This is a genomic window from Piscicoccus intestinalis NBRC 104926 (genome assembly GCF_001515525.1).
GTDB classification, from domain to species: Bacteria; Actinomycetota; Actinomycetes; order Actinomycetales; family Dermatophilaceae; genus Kineosphaera; species Kineosphaera intestinalis.
In genome coordinates this window covers 14,832-32,961 of sequence record NZ_BCNQ01000025.1, presented here as the reverse complement: position 1 = coordinate 32,961, position 18,130 = coordinate 14,832, and the positions used below count along the sequence as shown (strand labels likewise).

The window sequence follows — 18,130 nt, the reverse complement described above, 5'->3', positions numbered from 1 at the left end:
GCGCGCCCGGCCCAAGCCGCGGCGCCCACCGGCGTCGGTGCCGGTCTGTGGCGCTCGCCGCGGTACGGCGTGGAGGCGGGCATGCCGGCGGGGTTGTGGCGTTCGCCGCGCTACGGGGTGCCGACGAACGCCCCGGCGGGTCTGTGGCGTTCGCCGCGCTACGGCGTCCAGGCCGCGACGGCGTCGACGGAAGAGTCACCGGCCGACAGCGCGGCGAACCGGCTCCTGGGCCGCAACCGCAGCGCGACGCCCTGGTTCTCGGGGGCGTGGACGGGCGGGCACATGTCGGGGGAGCGCGCGGAGGCGTTCGGGCGCTGGCGGGGCACGCCCCTGGACGCGGTGACGACCTACCCCGACCTGTCGACGTGGGACTCGCTGGCCGATTCGCGCTGGCACATCACGACGTACCAGGACTTTCCGGGCCGGCTCGTCTACGGCCTGCCGCTGCTGCCCAAACAGGGGCCCGGCAGCCTGGCCGACGTCGCGGCCGGCCGCTACGACCACGTGTTCCGCGCCATCGCCCGCGATCTGCGCCGGACCGGCCGCGGCGACGCGATCGTGCGGATCGGCTTCGAGGGCAACGGGGTCTGGACCCGTTACGGCGGCACCGCCGACAACGCCGCGACCTGGCGCGCCGCCTACCGCCGCGTCGCCACCGTGTTGCGCCGCGCCGCGCCGAAGCTCGTGCGCAACTTCGACATCACGTGCGGCTTCGCGATGCCAGGCTCGCGGGACCGGCTCGACAGCCTGACGAAGCTCTATCCCGGCGACGACGTCGTCGACCTCGTCGGCTGCGACATGTACGACGAGCACTGGACGCAGGCGCGCACCGCGTCGCAGTGGCGGATGGCGGTGCGCCCCTGGTACTCCCCGGGCATCGCCGACGTCGCCGCGTTCGCGCGGGCCCGCGGCAAGGGGATGTCGATCCCGGAGTGGGGCGTGGCGGGCACGAACCGCGGCGGCACCGGCGACAACCCGTTCTGGGTGCGGCAGATGCGGGCCTGGATGCGCGCCAACGCCGATGTGCTTGTACTGGAGAACTACTTCAACGATCGCGGCAGGACCATCCGCTCCGATCTGTGGGGCGGCCAGAACCCGGCGGCTGCGGCGGTGTACCGCGAATTGTGGTGAGCCGCGACCCGTGCACGAGGGTCTGCGGGCGGGCGACACCGTAGCCCGCCCGCAGAATCGGCGCTTTGCCAACTGTCAAGCGATGACGTTCTGGGCGCGCCGCTCCAGCTCAAGGCCCCGCTCGTACGTACTCAGCCACTGGGCGTATCCCAGTGCACCGGATGAGTCCGGCTCGACGCGCATGAGGTGGGCGCCCGCGAACATCCGTGTCGCCAGATAGTCCGTCAGGCTCCCACAGCCCGAGCCCGCGGCGACGAACGCTGCGAGCACCGCCATGCCCCAGGCGCCGCCCTCACTGGCGACATCACCGACCGAGACCGGCGCGCCCACGGCGTCCGCGAGGATCTGCTGGGCCACACCGGCAGTGCGGAAGATGCCCCCGTGGGCGAACAGCGACTCGAGCTCGACCTTCTCCTCGCCCAACAGCACATTCATGCCGAGAGCCAATGCCCCGAACGCGGAGTACAGCTGGGCGCGCATGAAGTTCGCCAGCGTGAACTCCGACTGCGTGGCCCGGAGGAAGAGCGGACGACCAGACGACACGCCGGTCTGGTGTTCGCCCGACAGGTAGTTATACGCAAGTAGGCCTCCGGCGTCGTCGGCTCCGTGTACTGCCTCCTCGTAAAGGAGGCGGTACAGGTCGGTGGTGTCTAGGTCAGCGCCCACCAATTCGGCGAAACGTGCGAGGATTCGCAGCCACGCATCGAGATCACCGGTGCAGTTGTTCGTATGGATCATCGCGGCTGGATCGCCGGCGGGAGTAGACACGAGATCGATTTCCGGCCTGCACCCCGGCAGTTGTGTCTCGAGAACCACCATTGCGAAGGCACTCGTACCCGCGCTGACATTGCCGGTGCGGGGTCGCACGCTGTTGGTCGCAACCATGCCGGTTCCGGCGTCGCCCTCGGGAGGTGCCATGACGGCACCGCTTCGCAGTTCCCCGCTCGGGTCGAGTAGGGCGGCGCCCCCCTCGGTGAGGGCTCCGGCCGGCTGCCCGGCCAGCAGCACCTCAGGGAGGATGGCCTCGACGCGCCACGGCAGGTTGCGAACGGCGTGAAGGTCGTTGAAGGCCGCAGCCATGCAGGCGTCGTAGTCTTTGGTTCTCGCGTCGATGGGGAACATGCCGCTGGCATCTCCGATGCCCAGTACCCGGCGTCCGCTGAGGCGCCAGTGCACGTAACCGGCCAGCGTGGTGAGGTAGTCGATCCGCGTCACATGCTCCTCATTCCTCGTCACCGCGTGCAGGAGGTGCGACACGCTCCAGCGCAGCGGCACGTTTTGGTGGAACGACTCAGTGAGAATCCCCGCTGCCTCGGTCGTGTAAGTGTTACGCCACGTGCGGAACGGCGTGAGTAGTTCCCCCGACGCATCAAACGCGAGGTAGCCGTGCATCATTGCGGACACGCCCAACCCGCCGACCTGGGTCAAGCGGCAGCCCCACCGACGCTCGACGTCGGCGGCCAGACCGGCGTAACACGCCTGTAGGCCACTCCACACCGCCTCGGTCGAGTACGTCCAGTTGTCGTCGATGTACTGGTTCTCCCACGCGTGCGCGCCGATGGCCAGCACCTCCCCGGCAGGGTCGATCAGGGCCGCCTTGATGCGGGTCGAGCCGAACTCGATCCCCAGAAACGAGCGACCCGTCTCGATCGCCTCCACGCCGGAGAGATGAACGTCGTGCATTCCGGATTCGGTGTTCATCACAGGCCCTGCGCCATGCGGTAGTACACCTGCCCGAGCCGAAGCTCTTTGCCGAACTCGCGCACCGTGGTCTGCGCATCGATCTCGGCCAGCTCGATGCCGGCGATATCGGCGAAGTCGCGGAACACCTCCAACGGCACGGCCTGCGTCATGACCGTGTGGTGCGCCGCGCCGGCGGTCAGCCAGCAGGCCGCCGAGGTCTGGAAGTCGGGCCGGGGTTCCCACACCGCACACGCCACCGGAAGGGCCGGCAGCTGTTCGTCCGGTTCGACGATGTCGACGACGTTGGCGATGAGACGGAAGCGCTCGCGCATGTCCGACATGGCGACGACGATGCCGGGGCCCGGGTCGGCCGTGAAACGCAGCCGCACGGGGTCCTCGCGGTCGCCGATGCCCAGCGCGTGGATCTCCAGGGTGGGCGTCGCGCTCGTCAGCGACGGGCACACCTCGAGCATGTGCGCCCCGAGGATCTTTTCGTGGCCGGGGTCAGCTCGTAGGTGTAGTCCTCCATCAGCGAGGCGCCGCCGGCTAACCCGTATCCCATGACTTTGGCGAGACGGACAAGAATTGCTGTCTTCCAATCGCCCTCTGCGCCGAACCCATGGCCGTCTGCCATAAGGCGCTGCACCGCCAGGCCGGGCAGCTGCCGCAGGCCGCCGAGATCCTCGAAGTTCGTCGTGAAGGCGCCGAATCCGCCGTCTTCCAGGAAGCGCCGGAGACCGATTTCCTGACGTGCGCCGTACCGGAGCGAGTCGTGCCGCGGCCCGCCGACGCGCAACTCGGGTGCGACGTCGTAGGCCTCCTCGTACTCGGCGACGAGAGCATCGACCTCCGCGCCGGTCACGGCGTCGACCACCCCCACAAGGTCGTTCACCCCCCAGGTGTTCACCGACACACCGAGGCGAAGCTCGGCCTCGGTCTTGTCGCCCTCGGTGACCGCGACGTTGCGCATGTTGTCGCCGAACCGGGCCAACTTGAGGCTGTGCAGCTCGGCCCACCCGACCGCCGCGCGAGTCCAGTTACCGATGCGGGCCCGCACTTGGGCGTCTGAAGCGTGGCCGACCACCGTGGTGCGCGAGACGCCCAGCCGGGTGGCGATGTAGCCGAATTCGCGGTCGCCGTGGGCAGCTTGGTTGAGGTTCATGAAGTCCATGTCGATGGTGCTCCATGGCAACTCGACGTTGACCTGCGTGTGCAGGTGCAGCAGCGGCACGCGCAGCGCGTCGAGGCCGAGAATCCACATCTTGGCGGGGGAGAACGTGTGCATCCAGACGATGACCCCGACACAGGAATCGTCCGAGTTGGCCTCAAGCGCGACCCGGCGAATCGCGTCGCGGTCGGTGAGAACTGGCTTCCACACGACGGTCAGCGGAATGTCGTCGGCCTCGTTGAGAAGATCAACGACCTGGGTCGACTGCTGTGCCACCTGCTCCAGCGTCTCGGGTCCGTAGAGCCCCTGACTTCCGGTGAGGAACCAGATCTCGCGGTTGTCGAACGGGTTGTTCATCGTGTTCATGCCTCCGTTGGCATCGTTGTAGCGGGCGTAGTGATGGCTGGGCTCAGTGCTGTCCGTAGACGTTTTGGTATCGGTCGAAGAGGCGGTCGATCGTCTCCGGTGGGATCGGGATGGTCGCCCCGAGCTGCCGGGCGATGTGCACGGTGCGGGCGACCTCTTCGCACATGACCGCGGCTTTCACCGCGTCGCGGGCGTCGGTGCCGATCGTGAATGGGCCATGGTTCTGCATGAGCACGGCCCGCGACCGCGACGTCTTCAGGGTCTCGACGATGCCGCGGCCGATGGAGTCGTCGCCGATGATCGCGAATGGGCCAATTGGGATCGCGCCGCCGAACTCGTCGCCCATCATGGTCAGGACGCACGGGATCTCCTCGCCGCGCGCCGCCCACGCCGTGGCGTAGGTGGAGTGGGTGTGCACGACTCCACCGATCTCCTCCATGTGGCGGTAGACGTAGGCGTGCGCGGCGGTGTCAGAGGAGGGCTGGAGCCGGTCGGGCGTGCCGTCGTCGATCTTGGTGCCGTCGAGCGTGCAGACCACCATGAACTCCGGCGCCAGCTCGTCGTAGGAGACGCCCGATGGCTTGATGACGAACAGATCGGTGCCCGGGACTCGCTCGGAGACGTTGCCGGCGGTCCACACGACAAGCTCGTTGCGGGGAAGCTCAGCGTGCAGATCGCTGACGCGCTGACGAGTGCGAGCGACGGAGTCCTGGATCGTGGACGGCAGTTGGTTGAGAACGATCGTCATGTCAGCGGCTCCCCTCGGCTTCGATCTCCTCGAGCGATCGGCCGCGTGTCTCCGGGACTCTCGTGCGCACAAACAGCACGCCGAGGAGGCAGATGCCGCCGAAGATCGCGAAGACGGCGTGCTGCGGCATGGAAGCGGTCATGATCGGGAACGACAGGCCGACGGCGAACGACCCGATCCAGTTGAACGACGACGCCATGCCCGCGGCGCGGCCGCGGATGACCAAGGGGAAGAGCTCGCCGACGAGTACCCAGGTCAACGGTGCCCAGGTGAACGAATAGAACGCGACGTAGATGCTGAGGAAGAGCACGATGAGCATCGGGTTGGCGTCCGGCATTGCCCACGCGATGATCGCGGGGAGGATGAACGAGATCCCCATGACGGTGCCTCCCAGCGTCAGCAGAGCGCGCCGGTTGAAGCGGTCGGCGATCGCGATGAACAACAGCGACCCGAGCACGAGGATGACTCCCTGGATGATGGGCCACACGAGGGCGGAATCGGCCGAGACGTCGCTGGCGGCCTCGACGATGAGCGGGATGTAGTAGAAGATCGCGTTTGCGCCCTGGAACTGCTGGAACGCCGCGACTCCTACACCCGCCACGACGAGGTAGCGGTACTTGGACTGGAAGAGAGTCGACCACGACGTGCGGGCAGCGACATTGGACTCCAGTTCGGCGGTCCGCTGAATCTCGCGCAGCTCCGGTTCGATCGCGTCGGCCGGGCGGATCATCGAAAGCACCTCACGTGCGGCGTCGAGTTGCCCCTTGTGCACGAGGAACCTGGGCGATTCCGGCAGACGCAAGACGCCGAGGAACAAGATGATCGCGGGTACTGCAGCGCCCGCCAGCATGCTGCGCCATGCCCACGTTGTCGACAGGTGCTGCAGCCCGAACGCCACAAGATAGGACAGCAGCATGCCCGACACGATCATCGTCTGATTCAGTCCGGACAGCCGACCGCGCAGGCGCGTGGGCGCCATCTCCGCCATGTAGGCGGGCACGAGGGCCGACGCTGCCCCGACCGCGAGACCCAGGAACCAGCGCATGGCGATCATGTAGCCAAGTCCGCCGTGCGGGGAAACTCCGAGGAGGATCGAAGCAACGGCGAAGATGACGGCCGCCACCAGGATGGAGCGGCGTCGGCCGATGCGATCGGAGAGCTGTCCGGACAGCGCGCCGCCGAAGATGGCGCCGAGCATGAGCGCCGAGGTGATCCACCCGATGCCGGCGGCGTCGCCCTCAAGGTTCCAGTCCTGCATGAGGAACGGCAGGGCACCGGTCATGACACCGATGTCATAGCCGAAGAGGATGCCGCCGAAGGCTCCGAAGAAATAGATGAACCCGGCTGGGATCTTGCGCCGGGGGGTGTCACCCGTTGCACGGGCGACTGCGCTCCTCGTGGACATGAGGTTCGCTCCTTGTCGTCATTGACGGTTCCGGGAGGCGGACGTTGCCGCCTGGGTCACTGAGACCCTCCAGTTGCGTAAATGTTAGCGCTAACATCGCCCCGTGAGATGATGTTAGCACTAACATTGAGCCTCGTAAAGTGATGTGCATCACGCGACTGGCTCCGATGTGCCAACAGTTACCGTTGGTCACCGAGGTCGGGCCGAGGACTGGCTCGGGGGTGAAGGAGAGTGATGGGCAACGTGAATCGGCGTCCGGGCATGGCGGATGTAGCGCGGCTCGCCGGGGTGTCGCATCAAACGGTCTCTCGGTACCTGAACAACCCGCAGATCGTCAGTCCGGCGACGCAGGAGCGAATCTCGCAAGCCATCGAGCAGATCGGATACCGTCGCGATCTCGGTGCCCGCGCGCTCGTCACCCGACGCAGCGGGCTCATTGGGGTCATCGTCGCGGAGGGTGGGTACTTCGGGCCCGGCCAGACCTCATCCAGCATTCAGACGGCCGCGCGTGAGCGTGGCTACGCCACCTTGGTTGCGGCGATTCGTGACACCAGCGAGGCCGAGGTTGCGCAGGTGGTCGATCAACTGCTCGATCACGCAGTCGAAGGCGTCGCGGTCATCGCGCCGCAGAAGGAGTTGGTTCCCCAGCTGCTTCCCCTCACGGGCAAGGTGCCTCAGGTGCTCATCGCCGACGGGGTCGCTGACCAGCCGGGCGTGCACACCGTTTCGGTCGACCAGTACGCGGGAGCCGGGATGGCCACGGAGCACCTCATTGCGCTCGGGCATCGCCGTATCGCACACCTGAGGGGGCCGATCACCTGGTTCGACGCTGCGGAAAGAGAGCGTGGCTGGGCTGCTGCCATGGAAGCAGCCGGGCTCGCTCTCCTACCGCCCCTGTCTGGCGATTGGAGCCCCGAGTCGGGTTTCGATGCAGGCGTGCGATTGACCTGCTCGGAACTCCCCGACGCCGTCGTAGTCTCCAACGACCTCATGGCGATGGGGTTGCTGGCCGCGTTTCGCGAGGCGGGCGTGCGGGTGCCCGAGGATGTCTCGATCGTCGGGTATGACGACATCTCCGGAGCCGCTTACTTCCAGCCGGCCTTGACGACGGTGCGACAGCCGTTTCTGGAGCTCGGCGAGGCGTGCGTCGCGACGCTGTTAGATCTCATCGCTGGCCAGGACGTATCGCCGACGCGAGTGAAGCCGACGCTGGTGGTGCGACGGTCTACGGCGGAATCCTCACCGGGTCGGCGTTGAACCCGGCGGCCGCGGCGGCGTACCGCGAGCGGTGGTGAGCCGCGACAGCCTGTTCAGCCCGCGGTGCGGGAGTTGCCGCTGGCCCGCTGGGGGGTGCGGCCGAGCACGTAGCCCTCGAGAAACCCCAGGCCCCAGCCGTAGTGCATCGCCATGAACGACAGCGGCAGGCTGAGCAGGTCGACCTTCTCGGTGCCGCGGTCGCGCCACGCGAGGGCGCTGGCGGCGCTCACCCCGAGCAGGTAGGGGGAGTAGCCGACGGCGGCGAGCCGCGGGTACCGCAGGGCGAGCAGGCCCAGCGCCGCGGTGCCGACGACGGCGACGGGAGCGGCCAGGTGCCGCGGCCGGATCGCCGACGGCCCGTTCTTGCGGGCCATGGCCGCCTTGCCGCGCCCGTAACGGCGGTACTGCCGCAGCAGCGCCCCGGCGCTCTCGCGCACGTGCCAGTAGATGTGCATCTCGGGGTCGAACGCGATGCGATGCCCGGCGCCGAGGATCCGGTGGTCGAAGTCGACGTCCTCGTTGACCAGCAGATTCTCGTCCCACCCGCCGACCTCGCGGGCCACCGCCGTGCGGTACACCCCGAACGAGGCGTGGTCGGTGAGCTGGAAGTGCGTGCCGAAGTGGTTGATCGAGTCGCCGACGCCGAACGGGCTGGACAGCGCCATCGCGACCGCGCGTCCGCTGGGCGTGGTGCTCACCCCGATGCGGATGCCGCCGACCGCCGCGAGCTCCTCGTCCTGGCGCATGTGGCCGATGCCGCGGGCGAGGTAGTCGCCGCTGATCGACGCGTGCCCGTCGACGCGCGCGACGAATTCCCCTTCGGCCGCGGCCAGCCCGACGTTGAGGGCGGCCGGGATGATGACCTCGGGGTTGTCGAGCAGCCGCACCCGCGGCTCGCGGGCAGCGATCTCCCGCACGATCTGCGCCGTGCGGTCCACCGAACGGCCGTCGATCACGAGCAACTCGAGATCGACGTCCCGCTGCCCGAGCACGGAGGTGACCGCCTCCTCGACGGACTTCTCCTCGTTGAGCACCGGCATGAGCACGCTGACAACCGGCTGAACCATCACTCACCCACTGATCGTGTAGACGACGAGGGCGTGCGCGCACCGGCACGCCACCCGGAGGCCGATTCTGAGCCGGGCGTCTCCGCCGAGCGGGAGACCGACCTGCGCCGGTGCGCGCCGCGTGGCCCGCTGCGACGCACGATGCGCGGCCGCTCGCCCCAGGGCACCGGCGACCACAACGTGGACAGCAGGAACGCCGGCACCATGAGCGGCTGCGCCGGCGGCTGCAGCACCAACATCGACGCGAGCACCGCGTAGGCGATCGCCGGCTCCGGACCGCGCACGTAGCAGGTGAGCACGACGAACAGCAGCAGAGCGCCCGCGATGATGCCGTAGTCGTAGAAGACCTTGGCGACCGTCGGCACGACGAGCCCGTCGACACCCGACCCCTCGACCAGTTCTCGGGAGGAGCCGGCACCGCCGCCGAAGACCACGCGCGGGAACGAGTCGACCCAGCGGGGGAACAAGTGCACGTACGGCTCGAACGTGCGCAGCGCCGTCGAGGAGTTCGTGGAGGAGCCCTCGTTGAGCCGCGAAATGATGACCTGACCGACCTGCGTCGGAATGGCGATCGCCGCCAGCACTGCGCCCGGCATGAGGTACTTCTTCAGCAGATAGCCCTGGCCGGTCAGAACCATGACGAGGAGCCCGACGAGCACGATCGCGAAGCCGGAGCCCGCGACGGTGCACAGCATGCCGATGGTCGCGACGGCGACCTTCCACGTGCGGGCCCGCGACAGCAGCCCGGCCATGATGCACAGGCCGAGCGTGAACGACATGAACGACGGCTCGAGCGCCAGCCACCCGTTCGACTTCGTCAGCGGGCTGTCGTAGAAGAACGGGTAGGCGGTGTTGAAGCCGTCGACGAGGAAGGGCGCCGGCACGACGTCCTTGAGGTAGTCGCGGTAGGGCACCCCGACGAACTGCAGCAGCAGCGGCAGTGCCGCGACGACCCCGAGCCACACCCCGATGTTCGTGATCGAGCGCAGCGCGCGCTGGAAGGTCTCCCGGCTGCGATCGACGAGCATGAAGCACGCGGGCAGCCAGATGACGATCCAGAACAGCCAGCTGTTGACGCTGATGTAGAGCTGGTTGACGAACATCACCTGCGGCAGCACGACGAAGGCGGACGCGCCGGCGGCCAGCAGCCACAGGAAGGTGCGCCGCGGCTCGATCGTCACGATGCCCAGCCGCCATCCCGCGAACAGCCACAGCACCATGAGCGGCACCGTCATCGGGATCGACAGGTTCGGCAGCGCCGAGATCCGCTGGGTGAGGAAGCTGAGCACGAACAGCCAGGTCACCCACGCGACCGGGTCGCCGCCGGCGCCGCGGTACCCGTGCCGCCCACGGCCGGTGCGCTCCTGCGACTGCGCGTCGGGGTCCGCGAAGGACCAGTCCTGCGAGTGCTGCTCCGAGGTGTCGCGGCGCTCCGGGCCGGGACGACGGACGGTCACCTCGGGCGACCCAGAGCGCTCAGCGTGCCGCGCCGACGCCGATGCGGCCGCGTCGTTCGCGGCCGCATCGAGACGTTCCGTGGACACGACGGGAGCCTCAGCCGTCGACGACGACGTACGTGCGCTCGCCGAACTGGCCCGCGTGCTCGTCGAGCCACTCGAATCGGGTCTTGTGCGGCCGCACCAGCACAATGAGCACCGAGCGCGGGTCGCGGGCGACGCGCTTGACGATCGCGCCGGACAGCGGGGTCTGCAGCACGGTGACGAGCCGCTCGCCCTCTCGGTCGTAGTGTTCGGAGCCGAACTGGGCGACGTCCTCGGTGACGTGCGGGCTGCGCCCGGCGGCCATGACGCCCGCGTTGACCGGGTCGACGAGGCTGCGCACGGAGGCGGCCGGCACCCGGACCCCGGAGAGCACGACGCGGTCGGCGCTGCCGGCCTCCATGCTCATGATCGCGGGCACGTCGCGGGCCGGGATGAACTCGAGGTTCGGGTAGAGCCGGCGCATCTCGCGCATGGAGTTCATGCGGCCGCGGCGGCCACCGAAGAGCATCGTGAACGCCAGGCCCAGCAGACCGCCTCCGATGATGCCGAGCAGGCCGAGCAGCACCGGTGAGGTCGACGTCGCGTCCTCGGCGTTGGCGGTCTGCAGCACGGTGAGCTGGCGCGACTGGGTGAGCAGGGTCTGCTGGCTACCGGCCAGCGTGCTGCCGAGCTGGTTGATGCGGGCACGCTCGGCCTGGGCGTCGCGCAGTCCCTCGGACGTGATCAACGTCTCGGTGTTGGTCGTGAGCGCGCGCAGCTCGTTCTGGAGCCGGGTCTGCGCCTGGTTGACGGCCGCCTTGGCGAGCTCGTTGGCGTCGGCGGCGGCGTTGTCGGCGGTGTCGGCGGTGACGCGCACCGCGAGCACGGTCGAGTCGGGAAGCACGAGCACCTCGGAGCGCGAGCGCATGTCGGCGCCGCTGGTGCCGCGGGCCTGACCGGCGGCGGCGTACACCTCCTGCGTCGACACCTCCGTGACGGCGTTGGTGGCCGCCCGGGTCAGCGCGTCCGGGTTGTCGCTGGTGACCTGCACGGCCAGGAGGGCCTGGGACGTCTTCGGTGAGGCGACCCCGGCCGCCAGGCCGACCCCGGCGCCCAGCACGGCGAGGATCGCGGGGATCCACCACCAGCGGCGCAGGGTCTCGATCAGAGATCGCCCCCACGGATCGACATTGCTATCGGCCACGTTGGCCACAGTTCCCCCTCGTGCACGTACGTCTGGATTCGTCGGTGCGCTGGCCTCCGGGCCCCCGCACACGGCATAGGCACCGACCGGTCAACTGTACCGACCTCGCAAACAGCCTCCAACTCGCTGCTGGACGACCGCTCAGCAGTAGCCGAGGAATTCGTGAGTCGCCTCTGAGTGAGCCAGTCGGCTGCGAGCCTACGGATCTAAGGGCCTCATCGCCCCAATTGCCGTGTCGCGGGCCCACGCCGAGGGCAACCGAGCGCGCTGCGGGTGGTTCCTGGCGCAGCGCCGGACGGGGGCCGTGACGACGACCGCGGCGATGTATCCAACGGCGGTGGGAGCCGGGCCGATCGAGGGTTCGTCCGGTCCGTCGGGCCCGCGAACGTGACGCTGGGCCCTCGGTGTGTCATCCTGACCCGTGCGGGTCACCCCCCGCGACGTGTCAGTAGCCGTCACCCTGGCTTCGTTTACAGCTGGATCGTTCCGGCTGCTCGCGTCGTGGTCCTGGTGACCCTTCGTCGTGTCCTCGTGTGCGGTGCGCGCGGTGACGCGTCGCGCGGCGCGGGGGCCGTCGATCTCCTTCGAGTCAAGACACGAGGTTCCTAGTCATGTCCGTGCTCACCGGACCCCCGTCGATGCCGTCCCCCCGCTCGCAGCCGACCGCCGACCGCGCCCTGCGCGCCATCGACGGGCTCGGCGCCCTCCTGGCCGCCGTCGAGGGCGGCCAGGTCGGGATGCGGGTCCGGCGTCCGGTACGGGACCGGGCGGACCTGGCGCGGCGCTACAGCCCCGGGGTGTTCGAGGTGTGTGAGGCCATCGCCGCCGACCCGACGCTCGCGCGCCGGTACACGATGCGGGCCAACACGATCGCGGTCGTCTCCGACGGCACCACCGTGCACGGCCTCGGCAACGCCGGCCCCCGCGCGGCGCTGCCGCTCATGGAGTCGAAGGCGGCCCTCATGAGCGACCTGGGTGGCCTGAACGCGGTGCCGCTGTGCCTGGAGCCGGGGTCGGCACCCGAACTCATCGACGCCATCGCGCGGGTCGCGCCGTCGTTCGGGGGCATCGTCCTCGAGGACATCAGCGCCCCGCGGTGCTTCCGGGTCGAGCAGGCGCTGCAGCAGCGGCTCGACGTGCCGGTGCTGCACGCCGACCAGCACGGCACGGCGGTGGCGACCCTCGCGGCGCTGCGCAACGCGGCCCGGGTCGTCGGCAAGCGGTTCGAAGACCTGCGCGTCGTCATCTCCGGAGCCGGTGCGGCCGGCACCGCCACGGCGATGCTGCTCGTGGCGGCCGGCCTGAGCGACGTCGTCGTCGGCGACCTGCGCGGCATCGTGTCGAGCTGCCGCGACGACCTGGAGGAGCACCAGCACCGACTGGCCGTGCGCACCAACCCGCGTCGCCTCACCGGACCCCTGGCCGCGGCGTTCGAGGACGCCGACGTGTTCATCGGGGCGTCGGGGGCGCGGCTGGCGGAGGCGCGGCTGGCGGCGATGGCCCCGCGCGCGATCGTGTTCGCGCTGGCCAACCCGCGGCCCGAGGTCGACCCGACGGTGGCCCGGCGCCACGCCGAGGTGGTCGCGACGGGCCGCAGCGACTGGCCCAACCAGGTCAACAGCGCCCTCGTCGTGCCGGGCGTCTTCCGCGGCGCGCTGGAGCACGAGGTGACGCGCGTGACGACGCCGATGCTGCTCGCGGCGGCCGACGCCCTGGCCGGCCTGATCGAGGAGCCGAGCGCCGAGGAGATCGTGCCGAGCCTGCTCGACGAGCGGGTCGTGCCGGCCGTCGCGCAGGCCGTCGGCGCGGTCGCCGCGCAGGAGGCCTCGCAGGTTCCGCAGGTTTCGTAGCCGCAGCGGGCCTAGCGGCCGCAGGAGTCGGTGGCGTCGGCCCGGCCGGCCCACCTGTCTCCGGGTTAACCGGGATGGGTGGGCCGCAGCCCGGACCAGGCCTCGTGGCGGCGGTGCGTGGACAGGATGATGCGCACGACGCGCTGCGAGCAGTTGTCGATCTCGTAGCCGGCGGGAACCGGCAGGCAGGTGTGGCCCTGCTCGTCGAGGCCGCTCGTGGTCTCCCGGATGGCCTCGACGACGTTGTCGGGGTCGAGGCCGGTCATGACGACGGCGCCCGCCTCCAGGGCCTCGTGCCGCTCGATCGAGTCGCGCAGCGTGACGGCCGGAAAACGCAGCAGCGACGACTCCTCGGCCACGGTGCCGCTGTCGGACAGCACGCACAGCGAATCGCGTTGCAGCCGCACGTAGTCGATGAACCCCAGGGGTGGGTGGAAGGTGATGCCGGTCAGGTCGCGCTCCTCGCCGGGGCGCAGCGAGAGCACGTCGAGGCGCTGCCGGGTGCGCGGATGGGTGGAGACGAGCACCGGCACCTCGAAGATGTCGCGGGCGCGCACGAGACAGTCGAGCAGCGCACCGAGCCGGCGCGGGTCGTCGACGTTCTCCTCGCGGTGGGCGCTGACGAGCAGGTAGCTGCGCCGTTCGAGGCCGAGGTCGGTCGTCGCGGTGCTCGCCTCGACCGCGCCGCGATGGTGCTCCAGCACCTCCTTCATCGGGGAGCCGGTGAGCAGCACCCGCCGCGGGTGCAGGCCCTCGGCGAGCAACAGCCGGCGGGCATGCTCGGAGTACACGAGGTTGAAGTCGGCGACATGGTCGATGATGCGGCGGTTGGTCTCCTCCGGCACGTTCTCGTCGAAGGCGCGGTTGCCCGCCTCCATGTGGTAGACGGGCACCCGCAGGCGCTTGGCGATGACGGCCGCGATCGTGCTGTTCGTGTCGCCGTTGATGAGCACGGCGTCGGGGCGCTCGTCGCGCAACACCGTCTCCGTCTTGACGAGGGTGTCGCCGAGCACCCGCCCGAGGCTGGAGGTGTCGACCTCGAGAAAGTGGTCGGGCCGGCGGATCTGCAGCTCGTCGAAGAAGATCCCGTTGAGCTCGTAGTCGTAGTTCTGCCCGGTGTGCACGAGCACGTGGTCGACGCTGGCGTCCAGGCGCGGGATGACCCGGGACAGGCGGATGATCTCCGGTCGCGTACCCACGATCGTCATGACCTTCGTCATCACCGTCTCCTTGTGCGTGGCGGCATGGCGGCGTGTGGCGTGGGCCCTTCGTGGTGAGCCTAGCCAAAGCGGCGTCCCCTTCGAAGGTCGCGCGCGGCGGGACACCGCCGACTAGATTCGAGGCCATGCTCGCCGCGTACGCCCGCTCGATCTCCCGCGACGATCCGCTCTCCGGCTTGGTGGTCGGAGACCGGCCCGATCCGCAGCCCGAGCCCGGTTGGGCCGTGGTCGACTTGAAGGCCGCGACGCTGAACCACCACGATCTGTGGTCGCTGCGCGGTGTCGGGCTGCCGGCCGATCGGCTACCGATGATCCTCGGCTGCGACGCGGCCGGGCTGAGCGCCGACGGCTCCCCGGTCGTCGTGCACTCCGTCATCGCCTCGCCCGGCTGGCACGCCGACGAGACCCTCGACCCGCGCCGCAGCATCCTTTCGGAGATCCACCAGGGCACGTTCTGCGAGCGCATCCTCGTGCCGGAGTCCAACCTCGTGCCGCTGCCCGAGGGCATGAGCTTCGAGACCGCCGCCACGCTGCCGACCGCGTGGCTGACCGCCTACCGGATGCTGTTCACGCAGGGCGAGCTGGTGCCCGGCTCCCTCGTGCTCGTGCAGGGCGCCGGAGGCGGGGTCGCCACCGCGTGCATCCAGCTCGGCGCCGCCGCGGGCCTGCGGGTGTGGGTGACCGCGCGCGACGAGACCAAACGGCAGCGGGCCCTCGACCTCGGCGCGGAGGCGGTGTTCGAGTCCGGGGCCCGGCTCCCGGAGAAGGTCGACGCCGTCGTGGAGACGGTGGGCGCCGCCACGTGGAGCCACTCCGTCAACGTGCTGCGCCCCGGCGGCGCGATCGTCATCTCCGGCGCCACGTCCGGCGACGCCCCCGACAAGGCCGAGCTGACGAAGATCTTCTTCCGCCAGCTGCGGGTCATCGGCTCGACGATGGGCACCCGCTTCGAGCTCGACCGGCTCGCCCACCTCGTCCGCTCCGCCGGCATCGAGCCGACGATCGACTCGACCTACCCGCTCGAGCGCGCCCGCGAGGCGTTCGAGCGACTCGCCTCCGGGCAGACCTTCGGCAAGATCGTGCTGACCCGCTGACCAGGCTGCGCGCCGCGCCGGCGCGCGAAGCGGGCCTGGACAAGAGCAGTGCGCCGGCCCGCCCCCTGTTCGTGCCGGCGCACTGCTTGAGCGGACATCACCGGTCCGAGCCGGTGCCTCCCGCCGTCTCGTCGGGTGACTCGCCGGGCCACTGCGGCCGGTCGGTCGCGTCCGACCACACACCCTGCGCGCCCTGCGCTCCCGAGGCGCCCGCGTCCCGTCGCGGGGCGGACCGCGCGAGCACGTCTTGGATCCGGGTCGCCGCGTCGCGGACGATCTCGCCGATCTCCCGCAGCTGCCCGGAGTCGGGAATGCCCCCGCCGAGGAAGTCCTCCCATTCCGAGCGGCCCCGGCGACCCGACCCGCCGTCGCCGGTCGCGCCGGTGGCGGGGTGGTCCGCCGAGCCGGGCCCGCCGTCCACGTCACCCAGGCCGGGCACCTGCACGTCGCCCGGCCAGCCCGTGCCCGTCTCGTGCGGCAGCGGCTCCTGCGCCGAGTCGCTCGTGGCGGTGTCCGCTCCCGGTCCGGGCGTGTTCGAATCGGCCTGGCCCGCATCGGAGTCCGCCGAGCCGGCGAACGCGGGGTCGACGTGATCGGTCGCGTCGGCCCACACGCCCGAGGGGCGCTGCCGTCCGGGTGCGTCGCTGGAGGAGCCACGCCCGGCGGCATCGGTAGTGCCCGCGCCGCCGCGGCCCGCGGTGCCCGCCGCGCGACCGGCCATGTCGGCCCAGTCCCGCCAGGCCCCGGACATGCCACCCGGCGGCGTGATCCCGACGTCGCTGAGCCAGCGCGCCACCGACGCCCAGTCGGGGGTGCCGCCCTGCCCGAACGGGAAACCGCCCCCGAACGCCGGCGGCACGAACGGTCCGGCGCCTCCGGTGTGGGCGCCCGGCCCGGCAGCCCCCGCGGATCCGGCAGACCTCGATCGGCCCGACTGGCCCGGTGAGCCCGGGGAGCCCGGTGAGCCCGGTGAACCGGCTCCGGCGCCCGCTTCGGGGGTCTGCGCGTCGGTGGCCGCCCACATCGGGGTCGAGGTGCGGGCCCGCGCCCGAGCCTGTCGCGCCGCCTCCTCGAGGCGGGCCCGCACGTCGGCGGCGCCGGTGCGCACGCGCTCGCGCATCTGCTCGGCCAGGCGCTGCGCCGAGGCGTCGAGGCTCTCCTCCAGCTCTGCGAGTTCGTCACGGCGGCTGTCGAGTTCGGCGCGGCCCGCCTCCGTCAGCGCGTAGGTGGAGCGACGGCCCTCGTCGCTGCGGGTCACCAGCGCCTCGTCCTCGAGCTTGGCCAGCCGCGGGTAGACCGTGCCGGCGCTGGGGGAGTACAGCCCGCCGAAGCGGTCCTCGAGCCCGCGGATCACGTCGTATCCGCTGCGCGGCCCCTCCTCGAGCACCGCCAGCAGGTACAGCCTCAGCTGGCCGTGGCCGAACACCGGCCCGCCGTCACCGCCCGGTCGCGTCGCCATCACGGTCGCCACCCCCCGACTGCTCGCCGCCGGTGCGCTCGGAGCCGGCCGGGCTCTCGGGCCACAGCGCCGCGCCGCCGGCCTGCGCGCCTGGCTGTGCGCCGGGCCGCAGGTCCTGCACGTCGCCCTGCCCGTCGCCGGAGACGACGAACGGTGAGGCCGCGTGGTCGCTCTCCGCGCCGTCGCGCAGCACCACGACGTTGCCGGAGACCGACCGCAGCTTCATCGCGAACGCCCGATCGCCCTCGGCGCGGTGACCGCCCTTGTCGCTGCCGGATCCGCCCGAGAGGGTCTCGCCGTCGACCACCACGTGGCCCGACTGCGAGCCCGCGGTGACGTCGTAGCCCGACCCGGCCGGGATCCGCACCGTCATGTCGCCGGACACCCCGGTGGCGGTGACCAGCCCGGACGAGCCGGCGAGGTCGAGCAGGATCGGCCCGGAGACGGTGCCCAGCTTCGCCGAGCGCAGCGCCGAGGCGTCGACCGTGAGCCCGCCGGAGACCGACTTGCTCTTCAGCTCGCCGCGCAGGCCGCTCGCGTCGATCGCGCTGCTCACGGTCTTGACGTCGACCCGGCCGCCGAGCCGCGACAGGCTGACGGAGCCGGAGACGGTGTTGACCGAGACCTCGCCGTCGACCCCGCCGACGAGCACGTCGGCGCCGACGGTGTTGACGGAGACCTTCGTGCCCGTGGGCACGGTCAGCGTCACCCGCGCCGTGGCGTTGCGGCCGTTGACGAGGAAGCCCTTGAGCATGTCGAGAAGCTGCCCACCCGACTCCTTGTGGTGTTCGATGCGCAGCGCGCCGTCCATCATCGAGACGGTCAGCGGGCGACCCTGCACGGCCTGCACGTCGCAGCGCACGCCGCCGTGACCCGGCTGGGAGACGACGTCGAGCCGTCCCCCGACGAGGACCACGGTGACGCTGTGGATCCGGTCGGTGGCCGAGCCGTACTCCTGCGTGTAGGGCCGGTCGATCTGCCATGTTCCGTTCATGAA

At 70.4% G+C, this 18,130-nt stretch carries 13 protein-coding genes and 1 pseudogene; 4 read left to right on the top strand and 10 right to left on the bottom strand.

Annotated features, from left to right (window positions below; genetic code table 11):
* The coding region (locus PINTE_RS06465; RefSeq protein WP_157087113.1) for a glycosyl hydrolase at nucleotides 1–1,131 on the top strand (1,131 nt) is incomplete at its 5' end.
* Between the two features lie 75 nt (nucleotides 1,132–1,206).
* Here PINTE_RS06465 and PINTE_RS06460 read toward each other — a convergent pair.
* The 4 genes and pseudogenes from PINTE_RS06460 to PINTE_RS06445 form a co-directional block, all read right to left on the bottom strand.
* Entirely contained in the window at nucleotides 1,207–2,832 is a 1,626-nt protein-coding gene (locus PINTE_RS06460) for a xylulokinase (protein WP_084343317.1), read from the bottom strand.
* A pseudogene (gene araA, locus PINTE_RS06455) lies at nucleotides 2,832–4,339 on the bottom strand (L-arabinose isomerase). The gene PINTE_RS06460 and the pseudogene araA overlap by 1 nt, the downstream one beginning before the upstream one ends.
* A 52-nt stretch (nucleotides 4,340–4,391) precedes the next feature.
* A complete protein-coding gene (locus tag PINTE_RS06450) occupies nucleotides 4,392–5,096 on the bottom strand; it encodes an L-ribulose-5-phosphate 4-epimerase (protein ID WP_068427650.1) in 705 nt (234 codons plus the stop codon).
* A gap of 1 nt (nucleotide 5,097) precedes the next feature.
* The gene (locus PINTE_RS06445; protein WP_068427648.1) at nucleotides 5,098–6,501 is read right to left on the bottom strand and encodes a sugar porter family MFS transporter; all 1,404 of its coding nucleotides are present in this window, start codon (nucleotides 6,499–6,501) and stop codon (nucleotides 5,098–5,100) included.
* A 234-nt stretch (nucleotides 6,502–6,735) separates the two neighbouring features.
* On the opposite strand from PINTE_RS06445, the gene PINTE_RS06440 reads away from it, so the two are divergent.
* Entirely contained in the window at nucleotides 6,736–7,758 is a 1,023-nt protein-coding gene (locus tag PINTE_RS06440) for a LacI family DNA-binding transcriptional regulator (RefSeq protein ID WP_068427647.1), read from the top strand.
* Between the two features lie 53 nt (nucleotides 7,759–7,811).
* Here PINTE_RS06440 and PINTE_RS06435 read toward each other — a convergent pair whose 3' ends face one another.
* The 3 genes from PINTE_RS06435 to PINTE_RS06425 are packed head-to-tail and all read right to left on the bottom strand — an operon-like array spanning nucleotide 7,812 to nucleotide 11,510.
* Entirely contained in the window at nucleotides 7,812–8,825 is a 1,014-nt protein-coding gene (locus tag PINTE_RS06435) for a glycosyltransferase family 2 protein (protein WP_068427645.1), read from the bottom strand.
* Complete coding sequence (locus PINTE_RS06430; protein ID WP_174523994.1) at nucleotides 8,825–10,369, bottom strand: hypothetical protein; 1,545 nt, start codon at nucleotides 10,367–10,369, stop codon at nucleotides 8,825–8,827. The genes PINTE_RS06435 and PINTE_RS06430 overlap by 1 nt, the downstream gene beginning before the upstream one ends.
* A gap of 10 nt (nucleotides 10,370–10,379) precedes the next feature.
* Entirely contained in the window at nucleotides 10,380–11,510 is a 1,131-nt protein-coding gene (locus PINTE_RS06425) for a hypothetical protein (RefSeq protein ID WP_157087112.1), read from the bottom strand.
* 611 nt (nucleotides 11,511–12,121) lie between these two features.
* On the opposite strand from PINTE_RS06425, the gene PINTE_RS06420 reads away from it, so the two are divergent.
* Nucleotides 12,122–13,360 carry an NAD(P)-dependent malic enzyme gene (locus tag PINTE_RS06420; protein ID WP_084343315.1) on the top strand — a complete coding sequence of 413 codons (1,239 nt, stop codon included), beginning with the start codon at nucleotides 12,122–12,124 and terminating at the stop codon, nucleotides 13,358–13,360.
* A gap of 65 nt (nucleotides 13,361–13,425) precedes the next feature.
* Here the strand turns inward: PINTE_RS06420 and wecB are convergent, their stop codons facing one another.
* Entirely contained in the window at nucleotides 13,426–14,580 is a 1,155-nt protein-coding gene (gene wecB, locus PINTE_RS06415) for a non-hydrolyzing UDP-N-acetylglucosamine 2-epimerase (RefSeq protein WP_068427641.1), read from the bottom strand.
* Nucleotides 14,581–14,705: 125 nt separating this feature from the next.
* Between wecB and PINTE_RS06410 the strand changes: the two genes are divergently transcribed.
* Nucleotides 14,706–15,674 carry a zinc-binding dehydrogenase gene (locus PINTE_RS06410; protein WP_068427639.1) on the top strand — a complete coding sequence of 323 codons (969 nt, stop codon included), beginning with the start codon at nucleotides 14,706–14,708 and terminating at the stop codon, nucleotides 15,672–15,674.
* A 97-nt stretch (nucleotides 15,675–15,771) separates the two neighbouring features.
* Here the strand turns inward: PINTE_RS06410 and PINTE_RS24870 are convergent, their stop codons facing one another.
* Both PINTE_RS24870 and PINTE_RS06400 read right to left on the bottom strand, forming a co-directional pair.
* On the bottom strand, nucleotides 15,772–17,133 hold the full coding sequence (locus PINTE_RS24870) for a PadR family transcriptional regulator (protein WP_068427637.1): 1,362 nt from the start codon (nucleotides 17,131–17,133) through the stop codon (nucleotides 15,772–15,774).
* Nucleotides 17,111–18,127, bottom strand: coding sequence for a DUF4097 family beta strand repeat-containing protein (locus tag PINTE_RS06400; RefSeq protein ID WP_068427635.1), 1,017 nt, complete (start codon nucleotides 18,125–18,127; stop codon nucleotides 17,111–17,113). Before PINTE_RS06400 ends, PINTE_RS24870 begins: the two co-directional genes overlap by 23 nt.
* Between the last annotated feature and the right edge of the window lie 3 nt (nucleotides 18,128–18,130).

Coding starts and splice junctions, on each gene's coding strand:
- PINTE_RS06460 (WP_084343317.1), bottom strand. CDS start 2,832: ATGAACACCGAATCCGGAATGCACGACGTTCATCTCTCCGGCGTGGAG.
- PINTE_RS06450 (WP_068427650.1), bottom strand. CDS start 5,096: ATGACGATCGTTCTCAACCAACTGCCGTCCACGATCCAGGACTCCGTC.
- PINTE_RS06445 (WP_068427648.1), bottom strand. CDS start 6,501: ATGTCCACGAGGAGCGCAGTCGCCCGTGCAACGGGTGACACCCCCCGG.
- PINTE_RS06440 (WP_068427647.1), top strand. CDS start 6,736: ATGGGCAACGTGAATCGGCGTCCGGGCATGGCGGATGTAGCGCGGCTC.
- PINTE_RS06435 (WP_068427645.1), bottom strand. CDS start 8,825: ATGGTTCAGCCGGTTGTCAGCGTGCTCATGCCGGTGCTCAACGAGGAG.
- PINTE_RS06420 (WP_084343315.1), top strand. CDS start 12,122: ATGTCCGTGCTCACCGGACCCCCGTCGATGCCGTCCCCCCGCTCGCAG.
- wecB (WP_068427641.1), bottom strand. CDS start 14,580: ATGACGAAGGTCATGACGATCGTGGGTACGCGACCGGAGATCATCCGC.
- PINTE_RS06410 (WP_068427639.1), top strand. CDS start 14,706: ATGCTCGCCGCGTACGCCCGCTCGATCTCCCGCGACGATCCGCTCTCC.
- PINTE_RS24870 (WP_068427637.1), bottom strand. CDS start 17,133: ATGGCGACGCGACCGGGCGGTGACGGCGGGCCGGTGTTCGGCCACGGC.
- PINTE_RS06400 (WP_068427635.1), bottom strand. CDS start 18,127: ATGAACGGAACATGGCAGATCGACCGGCCCTACACGCAGGAGTACGGC.